The sequence below is a fragment of the Ruegeria sp. YKSF57 genome (assembly GCF_059612585.1).
Genome location: NZ_JBXWQW010000007.1, coordinates 19,635 through 38,338 on the forward strand (window position 1 = coordinate 19,635; position 18,704 = coordinate 38,338).

Sequence of the window (18,704 nt, forward strand, 5' to 3'; positions counted from 1 at the left end):
TCACGCCCCCCTTACAGTTTCACGCCCGAGAAGGACATGAAGGCCATCGCCATCAGCCCGGCGGTGATAAAGGTGATGCCCAGCCCTTGCAGCCCGTCCGGCACGTCCGAGTATTTCAGTTTTTCGCGCACCCCCGCCATCGCGGTAATCGCCAGCGCCCAGCCGAACCCGGACGATACGCCATAGGTGGCCGCCTCGGCAAAGTTATAGTCGCGTTCGACCATGAACAGCGACCCGCCCAGAATGGCGCAGTTCACCGTGATCAGCGGAAGGAAGATCCCCAGCGCGTTGTAGAGCGGTGGGAAATACTTATCGAGGATCATCTCGAGGATCTGAACCATCGCCGCGATCACGCCGATATAGGAAATCAGCCCGAGAAAAGTCAGGTCCACATCCGGGAACCCGGCCCATGCCAAAGCGCCCGGTTTCAGCAGGAAGGACAGCAACAGGTTGTTGGCCGGCACGGTGATGGCCTGCACCACCATGACCGAAATCCCCAGCCCCAGCGCCGTCGAAATCTTTTTCGACACGGCAATGAAGGTACACATGCCAAGGAAAAAGCTGAGCGCAAGGTTTTCGATAAAGACGGCCTTCACGGCCAGAGAGATAAGCCCTTCCATCAGTGCGCCTCTACCTGCTGGATTTTGTAATCACGTTCTTCGACCTGGTTCGGCTTCCACGTACGGAAAGCCCAGATCAGCAGGCCGATCACGAAGAACGCCGACGGCGGCAGCAGCAGCAACCCGTTAGGCACGTACCAGCCGCCATTGTTTACCGTCTGCAGGATCGTAACGCCGAACAGGCTGCCCGATCCGAACAACTCGCGGATGATGCCCACCAGCATCAGGATCAGGCCATAGCCCATGCCGTTGCCCAGACCGTCGATGAACGACGCCACCGGCGGGTTCTTCATGGCGAATGCCTCGGCGCGGCCCATAACGATGCAGTTGGTGATGATCAGGCCAACGAACACCGACAGCGTCTTGGAAATCTGAAAGGCATAGGCCTTGAGGATCTGATCCACCAGAATCACCAACGACGCGATGATCACCATCTGCACGATGATCCGGATCGAGCCCGGGATCTGGTTGCGCAAAATCGAGATGAACATCGACGAAAACGCGGTCACAAAGGTCACCGCCAGCGCCATGACAAAGGCCACCTGTAACGACGAAGTCACCGCCAGCGCCGAACAGATGCCCAGAACCTGCAGGGTGATCGGGTTGTTGTCGACAAGGGGGTCGACCAACAGCTCTTTCTTGGTCTGCGACATCAGATCTCTCCTGCTTGCAGTTTGGCTAGGAACGGCGCGTAACCCGCGTCGCCCATCCAGAATCTCACCAGGTTGTCGACACCGACAGTGGTCAGGGTCGCACCTGCCAGGGCGTCGACGTAATAATCCGGCCCGGCCGCAGGCTGCGACTTGGCGACGGTGATCTGCAACACACCCGCGTCGTCGCGCAGCTTCTTGCCGTTCCACAGTGCCTTCCAGCGCGGGTTGTCCACCTCGGCACCCAAACCGGGCGTTTCACCATGCTGATAGAATTGCAGGCCATAGATATCGTTGCCGTTATTCTCCAGCGCGATGAAACCGTACAGAGTGGACCACAACCCATAGCCATGCAGCGGCAGGATCACCTTGTCCAACGCCCCCGCGTCGTCGCGCAGCAGATAGATCACCCGGTATTTGGCCTTGCGGCCAATGCTTGCAGGGTCGTCGTCAAGCGCGACGCTCAGGTCCGGATCACCGGCAGCGGCCAGATCATCAAAGGTGGCCGGGTCAAACTGATCGTCCACAAAATCGCCCGTTGCCAGATCCAGCACATGCGGCTCGAATGCGGCAAATGCTTCGGTGATATTGACGCCGGGTTCATACACCCCCGCCACCTGCAGGATGTTGACCTGCTTGTCCTTCAGCTTGTTGGCCTCCTGCACCGGGCGCAGGCTCACTGCCGCGGCCGACACAATCATCGAAGCAACAAGGCAGACCGCCACGGCGATGAAGATCGTCTTGCCCACCGAATCCGGCGAGGCCGCCAGAAACCGGGCAATCGCGCCCTTGGGTTCAGGGGATTGCGTATCAGACATGGCGACGCGCCCTCCGTTTGATATTGGCCTGCACCACGAAATAGTCGATCAGCGGCGCAAAGACGTTGCCGAACAGGATGGCCAGCATCATGCCTTCGGGGAAAGCCGGGTTCACCACACGGATCAACACAACCATGACACCGATCAGCGCGCCATAGACGTATCGGCCCACATTGGTGTGGCTGGCCGAAACCGGCTCGGTCACCATGAAGGCGAGGCCAAAGGCGTAGCCGCCCAGCACGACGTGCCAGTACCACGGCATTGCGAACATCGGGTTCGTCTCGGACCCGATCAGGTTCAGCAGCCAGGTGAATGCGATGGTGCCCGCCAGACAGCCCAATATCAGGCGGTAATTGGCGATCTTGGTAATCAGCAGGAAGGCCAGACCGATCATGCAGGCCAGTGTCGAGGTTTCCCCGATGCTGCCTTGGATGGTGCCGTAAAACGCGCTCCACCAGGTAATGCCGTCAGCGGCCAGCGCCTGATATCCTTCGGCGGCCGACACCGCCAGAGCCGTCGCACCGGAAAACCCGTCGACCGGGGTCCAGACCGCATCGCCCGACATGTTCGCAGGATAGGCAAAATAAAGGAACGCCCGCCCCACCAATGCCGGGTTGAGGAAGTTCTTGCCGGTACCGCCAAACACCTCTTTGCCGATCACGACGCCAAAGATGATCCCCAGCGCCACCTGCCACAAGGGCGTCGTGGCGGGCATGATCAGCGCATAAAGCATTGAGGTCACAAGGAACCCCTCGTTCACCTCGTGCCCGCGCACGGTGGCAAAGATCACCTCGAAAATCCCGCCTGCCACCAGCGTGACGATGTAGATCGGCAGGAAATACAGCAATCCGTGCATGAAATTGGCAAACATGCTGGTCGGGTCCAGCGAAATGCCGAACATCTGCAACAGGGCGATCCGCCAGCCGGTCGCGGCCTCGGGCCCCATCACCGCAAGCGCCGAGTTGGCCTGATAGCCGGTGTTCCACAGTCCCCACAGGATACACGGGATGGTGGCGATCACGACATAGGTCATGATCCGCTTCATATCCACGTAAGACCGCGCATGGGGCGCGACCGAGGTCACGGTTTTCGGCGTATAGATGAAACTCTCGACCATCTCGTAGACTGGAAAGAGTTTTTCGTACCGGCCGCCCTTGGTGAAATGCGGCTCGATCCGGTCAAAGAAGCTGCGCAATCCCATCCGGCTCAGCCCTCCTTTTCAATCTTGCTGAGGCAGTCGCGCAGCGCCAGCCCGTATTCGTACTTGGCCGGACAGGCAAAGCCCACAAGGCCCAGATCCTCTTCGTCCAGCTCCAGCGCGCCCAGCGCCTGCGCGGTGTCGGTGTCCATCACCAGAAGTGCGCGTAAAAGCTGTGTCGGCAGGTAGTCCTGCGGCATCAGTTCTTCGAACGTGCCCGTGGGCACCATCGCGCGGCGACCGCCGTTGAGGTTGCTGGTGAAGGCATAAACCTTCTTGGCAAAGGCCGACCCCAGCACCGGCTGCACCGCGTATTTCGACGGCATCGGACGGATCCAGCCCATCGGGATCTGTTCGCGATCCTCGCGGATCAGGGCCACCTGCCGCGCAAACCGGCCCAGATAGGCAAACGCACCCTCGGCATGACGCCCCGACAGGATCGACCCCGAAATGACCCGTACCGGGCCATCCACGGCAACCTCTCCCCGTGTCAGTTCCTCGGTCGAGGCACCCATGACGGTACGGATCAGACGCGGCTGCCGCGCGGCGGGGCCCGACAGGGCCACCACGATGCTCGGATCCAGATGCCCGGTCAACATCAGCCGACCAATGGCGATCACGTCCTGATAGCCGATGGTCCAGACCTGCGACTCGGCCCTGAGCGGTTTCAGAAAATGGATATGCGTGCCGGCCAGCCCCGACGGGTGCGGCCCGGCAAAGGCAGCCGCCTCGACCCCCGGCAGGTCGGCGCCGGCGATCTGATCCCCGTCTTTGTGACACAGATAGGTCTTGCCCTCGGTCAGCTTCGATACGGCGGCAAGACCGGCGGCAAACGCCTCTTGCGCCTCGCCGATGATCAGGGCCGCGTCGGCGGCCAGCGGTTCGCTGTCCATCGCGGTGACGAAGACCGCCTCGGGCGCGGCACCCGGCTGTGGCATCCTGGAATAGGGACGGGTACGGAACGCCGTCCACAGGCCGGCGGCGCACAGCCTGGCGGTCACGCCCTGGGCCGTGTCGGCATCACCCACACCCGAGAAATCGAGGCCAGCGTCACTGGCGTCGCCAACTTCGATCACCACGCTTTGCAGCACCCGCCGCGCACCCCGGTTGACGGCGACGACCTTGCCGCTCATCGGGGCGACCATCATCGCGTCGGGGGCATCCTTGTGACAGAACAGCGGTGTACCGCGCTGTACCTCGTCCCCTTCTTCGATCAGCATGCGCGGCTTCAGTCCGATGTAATCGGCCCCCACCACCGCAACCGTCGAAACTTCGGGGCCTTCGTGGATCTTCTGTTCGGGCGCGCCTTCGACCGGCAGGTCCAGCCCCTTTTTCAGTTTGAAAGTTTGCATGTCGCTACGTTCTTCCAAGCCTTTGTTCCAAGCCAGTGTGTCCCTACTGGTCGATGTCAGCAATGCTGATACCGGGAAGCGCAGGCCAAAGGCCTGTCAAATCCGCCAGAAACGGGCGGGAATCCGCAGGTATCGCGTTGGTTTGGGGGTCCGTTTACGCGGGGACGCTCTCGAACGCAAACCTGTTACCGCTCAACAAATCGTTCGGTCGCCGTTTTTTGGCGAATTGCGCCGCAATCGGGCGCTTTCGTCGCGCCCCAACGCAAATCACCCTCGCACGGCAACCCGGCCCGGTATATGCAGCGGACATGACAACAGATGACGACATGGAAATCTTTCTGGTGGCCACACCCGGCCTGGAACAGCCGCTCTGCGCCGAGGCCGCCGAAAAGGGCTTCGCCAAGCCACGCGCAGTGCCCGGCGGCGTGGTCTGCAGCGGCAACTGGTCTGAAATCTGGCGCGCCAATCTGCAACTGCGCGGTGCAAACAAGGTGCTGGCGCGTATCGGCGCCTTTCCCGCCGTCCATCTGGCGCAACTCGACAAACGCGCCCGCAAGTTTCCCTGGGCCGACGTTCTGCGCCCCGACATGCCGGTCCGGGTCGAGGCGACAAGCCGCAAGTCGCGCATCTACCACGCCGGCGCCGCGCGCCAGCGGGTGGAAACGGCAATTTCCGAATCATTAGGCGTGCCGATCGATCCCGAAGCCGGGGTCCGGGTCATGCTGCGCATCGAAAAAGACCTGTGCACCTTCTCGCTGGACACCTCCGGAGAGCCGCTGCACAAGCGCGGCCACAAAGAGGCCGTGGCCAAGGCCCCCATGCGCGAGACCATGGCGGCGATGTTCCTGCGGGAATGCGGCTTCGACGGCACCGAACCGGTGCTCGACCCGATGTGCGGCTCGGGCACCTTCGTCACCGAATCAGCGGAAATCGCGCTGGGGCTTGATCCCGGACGCTCCCGCAACTTTGCCTTCGAACAGCTTGCCTCGTTTCAGCCTCAGGCGTGGGCCAAAATGCACGCCGCCGGCCAAGTGCGGCAAACCGATCAACTGTTTCACGGATCGGACCGCAACGCAGGCGCGATCGAGGCCAGCCGCGCCAATGCCGACCGCGCCGGGGTGGCCCGGATCACCCGGTTTCACAACCGCACCATCAGCGATCTGAAGCCGCCCGAAGGCCCCACCGGCCTGGTCATCGTCAACCCGCCCTATGGCGGACGGATCGGGGACGAAAAGCGCCTGCGCTCGCTCTATGGCGCGCTGGGCAAAGTCTTGATGGACCGCTTCAAGGGCTGGCGCGTGGGCATTGTGACCAGCAATCAGGGGTTGGCACGGTCGACCCGGCTGCCGCTGCTGGCGCCGGGGCCAATTGTCGATCACGGTGGTACAAAGATCCGCCTTTATCGGACCGATCCCCTGCCCTGACCCGCCCGCAAACGCAAAGCGCCCCACGCTTTCCGGGCGCGGGGCGCATGAGGCGTCAATCGAGGAAGGGATCGATCTCTACGCCTTGGGTTCGATGGACCCTCAGTTCACGGCCTTGGCGTCCACAACGTCCTTCTCGATGGCCTTGGCCGACGCGATCTCGATCCGGCGCGGTTTCAGCGCCTCGGGCACCTCGCGCTTCAGTTCGATATGCAGCATGCCGTTTTCCAGGCTGGCCCCGGTCACACGTACATGATCGGCCAGTGCAAACCGGCGCTCGAACGCGCGGGTGGCGATACCGCGATGCAGATAGGTGCGCTCGTTGTCCTCGTCGGCCTTGCGACCGGCAACGACCAGTGAATTCTCTTTCATCTCGACCGACAGGTCATTCTCGGCGAAACCGGCGACCGCCACCGAAATCCGGTAAGCGTCTGCTGCAGTTTTTTCAATGTTGTAAGGGGGATAGCTCGGTTGAGCCACGTCGCTGCTCATAACGCGATCCATCATGTCGGCGATCTGGTCAAAACCGATGGTGGCGCGGTGCAGGGGTGCAAAATCAAACGTACGCATATTCGTCATCCTCATCTCTGGAGCGATTTCCGAGTTGTGCCCTCCGTCCGGACGGGCGGTTACGATATACCGGACCCCGAAAGCGGCGATCCGATACTCAGGAAATGGGAAGTCAGATGATCGAGTTCAAGACCCGCTTGAGCCAATGAACTTGGCCCCGCCCAGGGATTTTTCCGCCCCCACGCCAAGCCGCTTGATCGTGGGCTGTGGCCGCGGCGCGTCCCGGCGCAGGATCGCTTTCAACTCGGACACGATACGGGGCAGTTCCATGCCGAATCCCACGGTGCGCCCGCCAATCGACCCGCCCGCCGACACCACCGACAGAATCTGCCATCGCGGCCCGGATCTGGCCAATATGGCAGACCCGGAAGACCCAAAAGTGATGTTGCAGTCAAAGGCGATCAACCCTTCGCCCCGCCGCAGAATATTGCAGGACCGCTGCCGCGTAATCGCCTCGGACCGCCCCCGGCCATAAGAGGCCACACTGACCTCAGAGCCAGAGATATCGCCCTGATGCAGCGCGAAGGCATTCGCCTCGCCAAACCCGATTGGCGCGTCCAGCCGCATCAGCGCCACATCCCGCTTGACCCGTTCTGCCGACACCCCGGCCCGGGCCGTGAAATCAGGCGGCACGGCGATCTGCACCACTTTGCGGTCGGCCACCGACTTGCCGTCATGCAGCCCGGCGCGAAAGGTCACGGCCCCGGACTCAAACGGTTTTCCGGTTCTTGCGTCAAACGCGCAATGGGCTGCGGTCAGCACCAGATCCCGCGCAATCAGCGTTCCGGTGCAAAACCCCGTATCCCCCAGATCCAGCCGCCCGACGGCCTCCCAGCCCAGCAGATCCTCGCGATCCGACAAGCGGCGCTGGCCGCTGTTCTGGGCAAGGCCTTGCGTGGACAGGACGCAAATCGCAATCAGGACAGAAATCAGACGGGTCATGGTTTCAGGAACTTGGCCCCGTTCTGGTTGCGCACGCTTCCGACACTGATCCGGCTGGCACCGTTGACCGGGGTTTTTGCGAACCCGCGTCCCGCCGACAACTCGGCTTGCAGCAATTCCAGCGATTCCTCCAGCGCGGTGCCCAGCGCCACCCGCTGGCCATCCAGTTCGGCCTTGGCCGAGACCACCGACACGATGCGAGGACGTTCGCCATCAAACGAAAAGACCGGCGCCCCGGACGAGCCGTAATCGACGTCGCACGACATCACCAGCACGCCGCGCTGCCGCGCCATGACGGAACAGACCTCCTGCAGCGATGGCGCCTCGGCCCGGTCCTTGGCGTATGAAACAATGCCGACGCCCTCGCCGCGCTTGGGCCTGCGGCCGGTGTCAAAGGGCAAAACCGTGGTGTTCCGGATAGGTTGCGACAGTTCGATCAACGCCACGTCATGGCGCACCCGTGCGGTCGAGGCCTCTCCATCAAAGCGATAGGCCGGATGCACCACCGCCTGCCGAACCGACCGATAGGCCGAGGCCTGACCCCGCCGCCAGCCCGCCAGGAACTCGATCCGCGCCGGATCAACTCGCTCTTTGGTTTCCTTGTCGTACAGGCAATGCGCCGCCGTCAGCACCAGATTCGGGCCGATCAGCGAGCCGGTGCAAAACCCCGTGCCCCCGATATCCAGACGCCCGACCCCCAACCATTCGCGTCCCGCATCCGAGGTTTCAAGGCTTTCCAACGCCGAATCCTGTGCCACCGCTGCCACCGGCAACAGCGCCACGATGAAAGCTTTGACCCAGTTCCTCACCTGTTCCTCCGGCCTTGCCACAAGGCCAGAGTGATACCGATTAGCTGCGGCAAAAATAGGGCGCGCCCATCAAGGCCCGCAACTGATGCCGCGCTGCATCAGTGACCGATCCTGCTCAGCGAAGGTTCGGCACCCCGGCCATTTCCGACATTGCGCGCGGTTTCGGCCCGCCTGTGGCCCAATCCAGCAACTCGACCGTGTGCACCACCGGAACACCGGTACCCGACCCGATCTGGATCATGCAGCCTATGTTGCCCGCAGCGATGACGTCGGGCCGCTTCGCCTCCAGCGTTTGCACCTTGCGTGCCTTCAGTTTGCCGGAAATCTCGGGCTGCATCAGGTTATAGGTTCCCGCCGAGCCACAGCACAGGTGACTGTCTGCCGGTTCAACCACCCTAAACCCCGCCTTCTTCAACAGGTCCTTGGGAAAGGTCTTGACCTTCTGCCCATGCTGCAGCGAACAAGCCGCATGATAGGCAACTGTCAGCCCTTTCTCCTCGCCCTCCGGCACCTCCAGCCGCATCAGCAATTCACTGACATCCATCGCGATCCCTGACACCCGCGCGGCATCCCCGGCCAGCGGGTCGTTGCGGAACATATGCCCGTAATCCTTGACGGTCGTGCCGCACCCCGAGGTGTTGATCACGATGGCGTCCAACCCGTCGCCGTCCATTTCGCGCGCCCAGGCTTTGATGTTTGCTGCTGCCGTGTGGTGACTGTCGCGCGTCTTTCCCATGTGATGGGTCAGCGCCCCGCAGCAGCCTGCACCTTCGGCCACCACGACCTCGCAGCCCAGCCGGGTCAGCAGGCGGATGGTGGCGTCGTTGATGTCGGTGTTCAGCGCCTTTTGCGCACAACCCGTCATCAGCGCCACCCGCATCCGGCGCGCGCCTTGGGGCGCAAAGCTTTGCGGATCGTCATTGCGGCTGACCGGCGGGATCGCCTTGGGCGCCATCTCCAGCATCGCCCTCAGCCGCGCGTCCGGCATCAGGAACCGAAATGGCTTGCCGATCTTCGCCCCCAGCAGCGCCAGCCGGAACCGTGTCGGATAAGGCAGGATTTGTGCCAGCACCCAGCGCAGCGCCCTGTCCCGCCAGGGCCTCCGGTAATGCGCTTCGATGTATTCGCGCGCATGATCCACCAGATGCATGTAATGCACCCCCGACGGGCAGGTGGTCATGCAGGCCAGACAGGACAGGCACCGGTCGATGTGCCTGACCGTCCTTTCATCCGGCACACGCTCGTTTTCCAGCATGTCCTTGATCAGATAAATCCGGCCCCTCGGGCTGTCCAACTCGTCCCCCAGCACCTGGTAGGTCGGGCAGGTCGCGGTGCAGAACCCGCAATGAACGCAATTGCGCAATATCTCGTTCGACCGCCGGATGGCCGGGTCGCGCAGTTGCTCCGTCGTGAATGTCGTCTGCATCGCCTACCCCATCAGTCCCGGATTGAAGAGCCCCTTCGGGTCGAACCGCTGCCGCAGCCCACGGCTCAATGCCGCGACGCCCGCCGGTTCCGGCTGAAACCGCCCCAACCGCCCAGTCGTCTCTGCCGAGGCGCGCACCAGCGTCGCGTGCCCCGCAATCGCGCCCAGCCGCGCCCGCAGATCGGTGCCTTCGGCCACCAGCGCCCAAATCAGCCCGCCGCCCCAGTCGAACAGCAGCCCCTCCGCCCTGGCCCGCGCGGCAATCTCGGACGCCTCTGTCGGCTTGACCGAGATCCGCCAGACGTCCCCCTGTCGCTTGTGAAAGGCTTCCACATCCCGAATGCCGCGCCAGGTGTTTTCGCTATCCGCCAATGGCCCGGCTTCGCCCCCCAGCAATTCGGCCAGCCGCCCAAGGCGATAGGAAACCGACTCCGCAAACCCCTCCACCCGCAGCAGCGCCCGTCCCGCGACCGGATCATAGGCGGCCCCGCTCACCTCATAGGGCGAGCCCAGCGCGGCCGACATCACCTGAACACCCGATTGGGTATCCGGCACGGACACGGCCAGCGTCTCGGCGATTTCTGCCCTTGGCAGAACCTTCAGCGACACCTCGCTCAAAACGCCCAATGCCCCCCAGGACCCGGCCATGAGCTTGACCAGATCGTATCCCGTCACATTCTTCATCACCCGGCCGCCGTTCTTGATCACCTGCCCGCGCCCGTCGACATAGCGCACGCCCAACAGGAAATCCCGGCACGCCCCGGCCTGCACCCTGCGCGGCCCCGAGACATTGGCGGCCACGACCCCGCCGATTGTCGGCCCGCCGGATGTTGCCAGAAGCCCGCGATAATCCATCGGTTCAAAGGCCAGGCGCTGCCCTTCTGCCGCCAGCGCTGCCTCGATCTCGGCCACCGGTGTCCCGGCCCGCGCCACCAGCGTCAGCGCCCCCGGCTCATAAAGCGTGATCCCGCGCAACCCCGCCACGCTCAATTCCGCGCCCGGCCCGCCAACCCCACGGGTGCCGCCGCCAACGATCCGCACCGGCGCACTCAGCCCGGCCACCATTCCGGCCAGTTCGGTCTCTGTCTCTGGTCTCATGACATTCATCTTTTCGAAAATACTCTGGGGGTTTGGAGGCAAAGCCCCATCATTCCGCCGCCATCCGCCGCGCTGCCGAACTGTCCAGCGGGAACACCTTGGCCGGATTCAACAGCCAGGCCGGATCGAACACGTCCTTGACTGCCATCTGCGCCTCCAGATCCTCACGCCCGTACTGATGCACCATCAGATCGCGTTTCTCGATCCCCACCCCATGCTCTCCGGTCAGACACCCGCCCGCCTCGACGCACAGCTTCAGGATCTCGGCCCCGAACGCCTCGCATTTCTCCAGATCACCAGGCTTGTTGGCATCGAACAGGATCAGCGGGTGCATGTTGCCGTCGCCCGCATGGAACACGTTGCCCACCGGCAGGCCATAATCTTCGCTCATCTCGCCGATCCGGCGCAGCACCATGGGCAGCGCCGAAACCGGGATGGTGCCATCCAGACACATGTAATCGTTGATCTGTCCCATCGCGCCAAAGGCCGATTTCCGCCCCAGCCAGATCTTGGCGCTTTCCTCCGCCGACTGGCTTTCGCGCAGTTCCACCGGGTTGTGACGGCGGGCAATCTCGATGATCCTGGCCAACTGGCCGTCGATTTCGGCCTCCGATCCTTCGACCTCGACGATCAGCAGCGCCTCGCAGTCCGGATAACCCGCATGGGCAAAATTCTCGCAGGCCTGAATGCAAAGCTTGTCCATGAATTCTATCGCCACCGGCAGGATGCCCGATTTGATGATGTCCGACACGCATTGCCCCGCCACCGCGTTGTCGTCAAAGCCCATCAGAACCGGCCGCGCGCCCTCGGGCTTGCGCAGGATGCGCAGGGTTGCCTCGGTCACCACGCCCAACTGCCCTTCCGAGCCGCAGATGACCCCCAAAAGATCCAGCCCGCCCGCATCCAGATGCGCGCCGCCGATCTCGACGACCGAGCCATCCATCAGCACCATCGTGACGCCGAGCAGATTGTTGGTGGTCACGCCGTATTTCAGACAATGCGCGCCGCCCGAGTTCATCGCGATATTGCCCGCAATGGCGCAGGCCAGCTGCGAGGAGGGGTCAGGGGCATAAAAGAAATCCTCCTCTTCCACCGCCCCGGTCACGCTCAGGTTGGTGCGGCCCGACTGAACCCGGATGAAACGGTTGTCATAGTCGACCTCCAGTACCTCGTTCATCCGGGCAACGCCCAGAAGCACGCAATCCGCCGTCGGCAAGGCGCCACCCGCCAGCGACGTGCCCGAGCCGCGCGGCACCACCGGCACCCCCTCCTCGTGGCATATGCGCAAGACGTCCGAGACCTCCTGTGTCGAGGCGGGCAGAACCGCCAGCATCGGCGGGCATTTGTACGCGGTCAGCGCATCGCATTCATAAACGCGGGTTTCGGCCTCGTCATGGATCACCGCATCCTCCGGCAGTACCTGGACCAACCGCTCTCGCAGCCGATCCTTGCGCGCCAGCACCGCGGTATCGGGTTTCGGCATTTCCATGGCAATCTCCTCCGTTTGGTAAATTAATATTACCAATTTACCGATCTGGCAAGTTCAACCGGTAAGCCTTACTGTCGCAGCCATGACATGGATCGACCGCGCCCTGCTGTTTTCACCGCTGGACTATGCCGCCATCGCGCTGTTGTTGGGGGCATGGGTCTGGATCGGCTGGCGGATCGAGAATCCCGCACCCGGCAAACCGTCTGTGGCCCGCATGATGGACGACTTTCGCCGCGACTGGATGAAAGAGATGGTCACCCGCCAGCCCCGGATGTTCGACGCGCAACTGGTCGCCAGCATGCGGCAGGGCAGCACCTTCTTCGCCTCGACCTCGATGATCGCCATCGGCGGCGGGCTGGCGCTGATCGGCAACACCGACCGGCTGGCGGGCGTCGCGCAGGATCTCGCGATTGGAACCGCACCCGACATGGTGTGGGAGATCAAGATCCTGATAACGCTCTTGTTTCTGTCCAGCGCGTTTCTGAAATATGTCTGGGCGCATCGTCTGTTCGGTTATTGCGCCGTCCTGATGGCGGCGGTCCCGAACGACCCGGACCATCCCGAGGCCTATCCCCGCGCCGGGCAGGCCGCCGAGATCTGCGTCACCGCTGCCCGCAGTTTCAACCGGGCCCTGCGAACGACCTATTTCGCGCTGGCCACGGTCGCCTGGCTGCTGGGGCCGCTGGCGCTGATCCTTGCCACGTTGGCGACGCTGGCAGTGCTCTATCGCCGAGAATTCGCCTCGCATTCCCGCGCAATCCTGCTGACCCGCCCACCTCACACGCAGTCGTGAACCCCATGTCAGCCGGACACGCCTATGGTTGCCGCATGAGATACCTGATCCTGATCGCATTACTGGGGCAACCGGCCCTTGCCGATGAACCCGTCATCGAAAACGCCACCGCCCACCGCTCGGGCGACACATGGCGAATCGACGTGACACTTTCCCACCCCGATACCGGATGGGATCATTATGCCGACGGCTGGCGGGTGCTTGACCCCGACGGAAACGAACTGGGCCTGCGCGTGCTGCTGCATCCGCATGAACACGAACAGCCCTTCACCCGCTCGCTCGGCGGCGTTTCGATCCCTGCGGGTGTCACCGAGGTTCGGATCCAGTCCCGTTGCCTCGTCGACGGGTGGAGCGGCCAGACCTATACCCTGAGCCTCGACTGAACGTCAGAACGCCCCCATGCTCAGCCCCGCGCCCAGCGCCATGCCAAGCTCGCGGCACTGTTCCAGTTCGGCTTCGGGAATGACCTTTTCCGCCAGTATCTGTTCGGGGGTCTGCGCGTGAGTACACACGATCATGGCGGGCTGAACCTCCTTCAGACGCCAGCCCTGCGCGATCCGGGCGACCTGGCGCACCGCATTTTCGCCATCCGACCCGGCGCAGACCATCTGCGCATAGGGTCGCCCCTCGATCCGGCCCAGAACCGGGTAATAGCAGCGGTCAAAGAAATCCTTCATCACGCCCGATATCGCCGCCAGGTTTTCGGGGCAACAAAAGACATAACCGTCTGCCGCCAGCAAATCATCCGGCCCCGCCTGATCGGCGGGTTTCAGCACCACTTGCGCCTCGCCGCGCGCACCCGCCCCGGCGGCCTCGGCCATCTGCCGGCTGCCGCCCGTGCGTGAATGGTAGACGATCAAAAGCTGTGCCATGACCCCGTCATACCCGGTGATAGGGGCTTCCGGCCAGTATCGTGGCCGCCCGGTACAGCTGTTCGGCCAGCATCACCCGCACCAGCATGTGCGGCCAGACCATCGCGCCAAAGGATATCGAGAAATCCGCCTCGGCCCGCAAATCCGCGTCGATTCCGTCGGCCCCGCCGATGATCAGCGCCAGATCCTGCCGCCCGGCATCACGCCACCCGGCCAACTTGTCCGCGAAATCGGGCGATGAAAGCGTCCTGCCGCGCTCGTCCAATGTGCAGATCACCGCGCCCTTGGGCAGCGCCTTGCGCAGCAAGACCGCCTCGGCGCCCATGCCCGCGTTCTTCTTGTCCTCGACCTCGATCACACATGCCGGGCCCAGGCCCAGCGCCCGCCCCGTCCGGTCGAACCGGGTCAGATAATCGTCAATCAGGGATTTCTCCGGTCCGGCCCGCAATCGGCCGACCGCGCAGATGCTAACGCGCATTCAACTCTCGCTTCCGGCCCGAAATCGCAGGCCGGGATAGCGCCTCAGTTCGCCGAGGCGCTGCTACCCTGCGGCAGCCACATCTTTTCCAGCTGATAGAATTCCCGCACTTCGGGGCGAAAGATATGAACGACCACGTCGCCCGTATCGATCAGCGCCCAGTCGCCGGCATCCTTGCCTTCGACCTTGCAGGTGAATCCGAACTCCTGCTTGATGCGGTCCATCAGCTTTTCCGCCATGGCCGAGACCTGACGTGTCGAACGTCCGGACGCGATCACCATGTAATCCGCTACCGACGACTTGCCGCGCAGATCGATCTGCACAACGTCTTCGGCCTTGTCATCGGATAGTGAGGAAAGGATGCGCTCAAGCAGCTTTTCGCTGGTAAGCTGAGAGTGGGCCATCATTGCGGCCCCGTTATCGGCGGGCAAACCCGCCTGTGTACTGAGAGACAGGACATAGTCCTCCTTTGAAAAGCACCGGCCAACCCCCCGGCGCGGGGGTAAGTTGAATTTAGCAACCAAATTTTGTCATTTCAATGAAACCCGGCGTCACGGGCGCTCACTCTTCAGCAAGTTGTTGCGAAACCGTCTCTTTTCCGGCGTCATCGTTGAGCAGGCGAACCTCTCGCTGCGGGAACGGAATCGAGATGCCTTCGGCCTTGAACGCGTCCCAAAGCGCCAGAAACACGTTGCCCCGTATGTTGGTCAGGCCGGCCGTCGGATCGCTGATCCAGAACCGCAGGATGTAATCGACACTGCTGTCACCGAACCCGGTTATGTGACAGACCGGCTCATGCCCCGGCCCGGACAGCACCCGACGAACGGATTTGACCGCCTTGATTGCCACCGCGCGCACCTGATGCGGATCGTCATCATAGGCGGTGCCAAAATTCAGGTCCAACCGCACGAACCGATCCGAATGCGACCAGTTCACCACCTGGTTTGTGATCAGATCCTCGTTCGGTATCAGATACTCGCGGCCATCCCGCGTCACCACCGACACATATCGCGCGCCCAACGCATTGATCCAGCCAAAGGTGTCGCCCAACGAGATGACATCGCCTGGCTTGATCGAGCGGTCCATCAGGATGATGATGCCCGAGATCAGGTTCGACACCACTTTCTGCAACCCAAAGCCGATGCCGACACCCACAGCACCCGATAGCAGGGCTATGCCGGTCAGGTCGAACCCGAGAGTCCTGATCGCAACCATCAGGACCAACCCATAAAGCGCCACTTGAATCGCCTTGGTCAAAAGCACCTGCATTGACGGTGTAAGGTCGTCATTCTGCTCAAGCCCGCGCGCGGCTGCCTGAGTAACCAGTCGCGTCAGCACCAAAAGGACACCGATCAGCAGCGTTGCCTTTAGAATACCCAATATGGAAATGTGCAGATCGCCGATAGAAATGGCGACGCCATCAAGGAACCCGGCCACATCATCAGTCAGATTCAGTGCGACCAGTGTCGCATAAACCCACATGGACCACTTGAAGATCTGCCTCAGTGTTCGGTTCCGAACCAGCCGCGCCAGAAAACCGATGATCAGCCACGCCGTCGCGAGGGTCGCGAAAACCCCGATGATGTAACTCCGCGATGGCCACGTCGCCTGCTGCATCACCAGATAGACCGCCCAGGACAACAACGCGAAATAGGCCAGCGTCAGACGGCGCATGATCTGCACCAGCACGCGCAGCCGCCATTTCGGCCAACCCTCGCGGGTGCGTGCCCACGCATCCCAGCGGTTTTTTGTCAGTACCTTCAGGCAATAGGCGATCGCCAGCAGAACCAGCAGAATCAGCATCTGGTATTGCCGCCAACCGGGGGTCAGGAACAGATCGACAAGTTTCGCGCCTTGCGTCGTGAACGCGTTGATCACGTCCGTGAACGTGGTCGGCAACAGGTCTGGGTCCATTCGCGTACCTCCTGCCCTCAGCATGGCCGGGCCGGGCGGCCAAGCGCAAGGCCCGTCGTGATGCCAAGATCAACCTTGATTGCCACTGTGCCCCGTTATATCTGGTGCACATGAGACACTACCCGGCTCCGAACCCGTATCTTCAGGACCGCGCGCGGTTGCGTGAACGGTTTTTCGGGGCTGCCCGCACGGTTCTGGCGCGCCTATAATCGGCGTCCAGCCACCATTTGCCAGCTATTCTCAAAAAACGGGAGAGGACCGATGTCCCCCAAGACACTCTATGACAAGATCTGGGATGCCCATGTCGCGCACGAAGCCGACGATGGCACCTGCCTTCTCTATATCGACCGCCACCTCGTGCACGAGGTCACCAGCCCGCAGGCCTTCGAAGGGCTGCGCATGGCGGGCCGAAAGGTGCACGCACCGGATAAAACCATCGCCGTACCGGACCATAACGTGCCCACCACGCCGGACCGCGTGAACGGGATCGAAAACCCGGAATCGCGCATCCAGGTCGAAGCGCTGGACAAGAACGCCAAGGATTTCGGCATTCACTATTACCCGGTGAATGACGTCCGTCAGGGCATCGTGCACATCGTCGGCCCCGAGCAGGGCTGGACCCTGCCCGGCATGACCGTGGTTTGCGGCGACAGCCACACAGCGACCCACGGTGCATTCGGCGCGCTGGCCCATGGCATCGGCACGTCCGAGGTCGAACACGTTCTGGCCACCCAGACTCTGATCCAGAAGAAGTCCAAGAACATGAAGGTGGAAATCACCGGCAAGTTGCAGCCGGGCGTGACCGCCAAGGATATCACTCTGGCCGTGATCGGTGAGACCGGCACCGCCGGGGGTACCGGCTATGTCATCGAGTATTGCGGCGAAGCAATCCGCGATCTGTCGATGGAAGGTCGCATGACCGTCTGCAACATGGCGATCGAAGGCGGTGCCCGCGCCGGCCTGATCGCGCCGGACGAGACCACCTTTGAATACGTCAAGGGCCGCCCCCACGCCCCCAAGGGCGCGCAGTGGGAAGCCGCGCTGAACTGGTGGAAAACGCTCTACTCCGACGACGACGCGCATTTCGACAAGGTCATCACCCTCAAGGGCGAGGACATCGCACCCGTCGTGACCTGGGGCACCTCGCCCGAAGACGTGCTGCCGATCACCGCAACCGTGCCAAACCCCGAGGATTTCACCGGCGGCAAGGTCGACGCGGCCCGCCGTTCGATCGAATACATGGGGCTGACCGCTGGCCAGAAGCTGAGCGATATCGAAATCGACACCGTCTTCATCGGCTCCTGCACCAACGGCCGCATCGAAGACCTGCGCGCCGCGGCCGCGATCCTCAAGGGCAAGAAGATCAAGGACGGTATGCGTGCCATGGTCGTGCCCGGCTCGGGCCTTGTCCGCGCCCAGGCCGAGGAAGAAGGTCTGGCGGATATCTTCAAGGAAGCCGGGTTCGAGTGGCGTCTGGCCGGGTGCTCGATGTGCCTTGCCATGAACCCCGATCAGCTCAGCCCCGGCGAACGCTGCGCCGCCACCTCGAACCGCAACTTCGAGGGCCGTCAGGGCCGCGGCGGGCGCACCCACCTGCTGAGCCCGGCAATGGCTGCCGCAGCGGCAATCACAGGACGGCTGACAGACGTGCGCGAGTTGATGTAAGCTGCCCTCATAATTGAATTTTTGAGGGAGAGACTGAAATGAGTGACTGGCTGAAACTGTTCCTTTTGGGAATACTGTTCATCGTGTTCGGGGTCATCGTCCTGGGCGCGCCTGTCGTGGCATCCGTGGCCATCGCGACGCTCACCGGAATCCTGCTGCTCATCGGCGGCGGGCTTCAGGTCATCGGCGGCTTCACCGTCGAAGGCACCGGTGCCAAGATCCTGTCCATCATCATGGGCGCGATCATGCTGTTTCTGGGCTGGTCATTCCTGTCTCATCCGCTGCAGGGCGTCATTTCGCTGGCCATGCTGGTTCTGATCCTGTTCATGGCCGGCGGTATCGCCCGCATCATCCTGTCGTTCCAGATGCGCGGAACACAGTTTTTCTGGCCCACACTGATCTCGGGCATTCTGTCGATGGTTCTCGCCGCCATCATCTGGAACTACGCGGCGGAAGACCCCACCTGGCTGCTGAAACTGCTCGGCATCCTTCTGGGTATCGAGATGCTGTTCAACGGGTTCGGCCTGATCTTCATGGCGCTGTTCTTCAAGGGCGCCGGAAACCAAATCAAACAAGGATAGCGCGG

The 18,704-nt window shown here is 62.6% G+C and carries 20 protein-coding genes; 5 read left to right on the forward strand and 15 right to left on the reverse strand.

The window, feature by feature from the left end:
• Nucleotides 1–11 precede the first annotated feature (11 nt).
• Genes nqrE through AC2FLX_RS04280 form a run of 5 tightly spaced genes read right to left on the reverse strand, consistent with a single transcriptional unit; the run spans nt 12 to nt 4,638 of the window.
• Complete coding sequence (gene nqrE, locus AC2FLX_RS04260; protein ID WP_480750612.1) at nt 12–620, reverse strand: NADH:ubiquinone reductase (Na(+)-transporting) subunit E; 609 nt, start codon at nt 618–620, stop codon at nt 12–14.
• Nucleotides 620–1,273: an NADH:ubiquinone reductase (Na(+)-transporting) subunit D gene (locus AC2FLX_RS04265; RefSeq protein ID WP_480750613.1), complete on the reverse strand. Its 654-nt coding sequence runs from the start codon at nt 1,271–1,273 to the stop codon at nt 620–622. Before AC2FLX_RS04265 ends, nqrE begins: the two co-directional genes overlap by 1 nt.
• The gene (locus AC2FLX_RS04270) at nt 1,273–2,088 is read right to left on the reverse strand and encodes a Na(+)-translocating NADH-quinone reductase subunit C (protein WP_480750614.1); all 816 of its coding nucleotides are present in this window, start codon (nt 2,086–2,088) and stop codon (nt 1,273–1,275) included. Before AC2FLX_RS04270 ends, AC2FLX_RS04265 begins: the two co-directional genes overlap by 1 nt.
• On the reverse strand, nt 2,081–3,289 hold the full coding sequence (locus AC2FLX_RS04275; RefSeq protein ID WP_480750615.1) for an NADH:ubiquinone reductase (Na(+)-transporting) subunit B: 1,209 nt from the start codon (nt 3,287–3,289) through the stop codon (nt 2,081–2,083). The genes AC2FLX_RS04270 and AC2FLX_RS04275 overlap by 8 nt, the downstream gene beginning before the upstream one ends.
• A 5-nt stretch (nt 3,290–3,294) precedes the next feature.
• Nucleotides 3,295–4,638, reverse strand: coding sequence for a Na(+)-translocating NADH-quinone reductase subunit A (locus AC2FLX_RS04280; RefSeq protein ID WP_496811236.1), 1,344 nt, complete (start codon nt 4,636–4,638; stop codon nt 3,295–3,297).
• Nucleotides 4,639–4,946: 308 nt separating this feature from the next.
• On the opposite strand from AC2FLX_RS04280, the gene AC2FLX_RS04285 reads away from it, so the two are divergent.
• A complete protein-coding gene (locus AC2FLX_RS04285; RefSeq protein WP_496811235.1) occupies nt 4,947–6,062 on the forward strand; it encodes a THUMP domain-containing class I SAM-dependent RNA methyltransferase in 1,116 nt (371 codons plus the stop codon).
• 102 nt (nt 6,063–6,164) lie between these two features.
• On the opposite strand, the gene AC2FLX_RS04290 is transcribed toward AC2FLX_RS04285, so the two are convergent.
• The 6 genes from AC2FLX_RS04290 to AC2FLX_RS04315 form a co-directional block, all read right to left on the reverse strand.
• A complete protein-coding gene (locus AC2FLX_RS04290; protein WP_480750618.1) occupies nt 6,165–6,632 on the reverse strand; it encodes an Hsp20 family protein in 468 nt (155 codons plus the stop codon).
• 126 nt (nt 6,633–6,758) lie between these two features.
• Entirely contained in the window at nt 6,759–7,574 is an 816-nt protein-coding gene (locus AC2FLX_RS04295; RefSeq protein ID WP_480750619.1) for a trypsin-like serine peptidase, read from the reverse strand.
• Nucleotides 7,571–8,383 carry a trypsin-like serine peptidase gene (locus tag AC2FLX_RS04300; protein WP_480750620.1) on the reverse strand — a complete coding sequence of 271 codons (813 nt, stop codon included), beginning with the start codon at nt 8,381–8,383 and terminating at the stop codon, nt 7,571–7,573. Before AC2FLX_RS04300 ends, AC2FLX_RS04295 begins: the two co-directional genes overlap by 4 nt.
• A gap of 115 nt (nt 8,384–8,498) precedes the next feature.
• The gene (gene glcF, locus AC2FLX_RS04305) at nt 8,499–9,809 is read right to left on the reverse strand and encodes a glycolate oxidase subunit GlcF (protein ID WP_496807460.1); all 1,311 of its coding nucleotides are present in this window, start codon (nt 9,807–9,809) and stop codon (nt 8,499–8,501) included.
• A 3-nt stretch (nt 9,810–9,812) separates the two neighbouring features.
• A complete protein-coding gene (locus AC2FLX_RS04310; protein ID WP_496810280.1) occupies nt 9,813–10,907 on the reverse strand; it encodes an FAD-binding protein in 1,095 nt (364 codons plus the stop codon).
• A gap of 49 nt (nt 10,908–10,956) precedes the next feature.
• Complete coding sequence (locus AC2FLX_RS04315) at nt 10,957–12,396, reverse strand: FAD-linked oxidase C-terminal domain-containing protein (RefSeq protein ID WP_496810281.1); 1,440 nt, start codon at nt 12,394–12,396, stop codon at nt 10,957–10,959.
• An 82-nt stretch (nt 12,397–12,478) separates the two neighbouring features.
• Here AC2FLX_RS04315 and AC2FLX_RS04320 point away from each other — a divergent pair, with 82 nt between their 5' ends.
• On the forward strand, nt 12,479–13,189 hold the full coding sequence (locus tag AC2FLX_RS04320; RefSeq protein WP_496810282.1) for a DUF599 domain-containing protein: 711 nt from the start codon (nt 12,479–12,481) through the stop codon (nt 13,187–13,189).
• Between the two features lie 35 nt (nt 13,190–13,224).
• Nucleotides 13,225–13,572: a hypothetical protein gene (locus AC2FLX_RS04325; RefSeq protein ID WP_496810283.1), complete on the forward strand. Its 348-nt coding sequence runs from the start codon at nt 13,225–13,227 to the stop codon at nt 13,570–13,572.
• A gap of 3 nt (nt 13,573–13,575) precedes the next feature.
• Here the strand turns inward: AC2FLX_RS04325 and AC2FLX_RS04330 are convergent, their stop codons facing one another.
• The 4 genes from AC2FLX_RS04330 to AC2FLX_RS04345 all read right to left on the reverse strand — a co-directional run bounded on the left by AC2FLX_RS04330 (nt 13,576) and on the right by AC2FLX_RS04345 (nt 16,453).
• On the reverse strand, nt 13,576–14,061 hold the full coding sequence (locus AC2FLX_RS04330; RefSeq protein WP_496746033.1) for a flavodoxin family protein: 486 nt from the start codon (nt 14,059–14,061) through the stop codon (nt 13,576–13,578).
• A gap of 7 nt (nt 14,062–14,068) precedes the next feature.
• Entirely contained in the window at nt 14,069–14,539 is a 471-nt protein-coding gene (gene rlmH / locus AC2FLX_RS04335) for a 23S rRNA (pseudouridine(1915)-N(3))-methyltransferase RlmH (protein ID WP_496746031.1), read from the reverse strand.
• 44 nt (nt 14,540–14,583) lie between these two features.
• A complete protein-coding gene (gene rsfS / locus AC2FLX_RS04340) occupies nt 14,584–14,946 on the reverse strand; it encodes a ribosome silencing factor (protein ID WP_480750628.1) in 363 nt (120 codons plus the stop codon).
• A gap of 154 nt (nt 14,947–15,100) precedes the next feature.
• The gene (locus AC2FLX_RS04345) at nt 15,101–16,453 is read right to left on the reverse strand and encodes a mechanosensitive ion channel family protein (protein WP_480750629.1); all 1,353 of its coding nucleotides are present in this window, start codon (nt 16,451–16,453) and stop codon (nt 15,101–15,103) included.
• A 261-nt stretch (nt 16,454–16,714) separates the two neighbouring features.
• On the opposite strand from AC2FLX_RS04345, the gene leuC reads away from it, so the two are divergent.
• Nucleotides 16,715–18,118, forward strand: a complete 1,404-nt coding sequence (leuC, locus tag AC2FLX_RS04350; RefSeq protein ID WP_480750630.1) for a 3-isopropylmalate dehydratase large subunit — start codon at nt 16,715–16,717, stop codon at nt 18,116–18,118.
• A gap of 38 nt (nt 18,119–18,156) precedes the next feature.
• On the forward strand, nt 18,157–18,699 hold the full coding sequence (locus tag AC2FLX_RS04355) for an HdeD family acid-resistance protein (protein WP_480750631.1): 543 nt from the start codon (nt 18,157–18,159) through the stop codon (nt 18,697–18,699).
• The last annotated feature ends 5 nt before the right edge of the window (nt 18,700–18,704 follow it).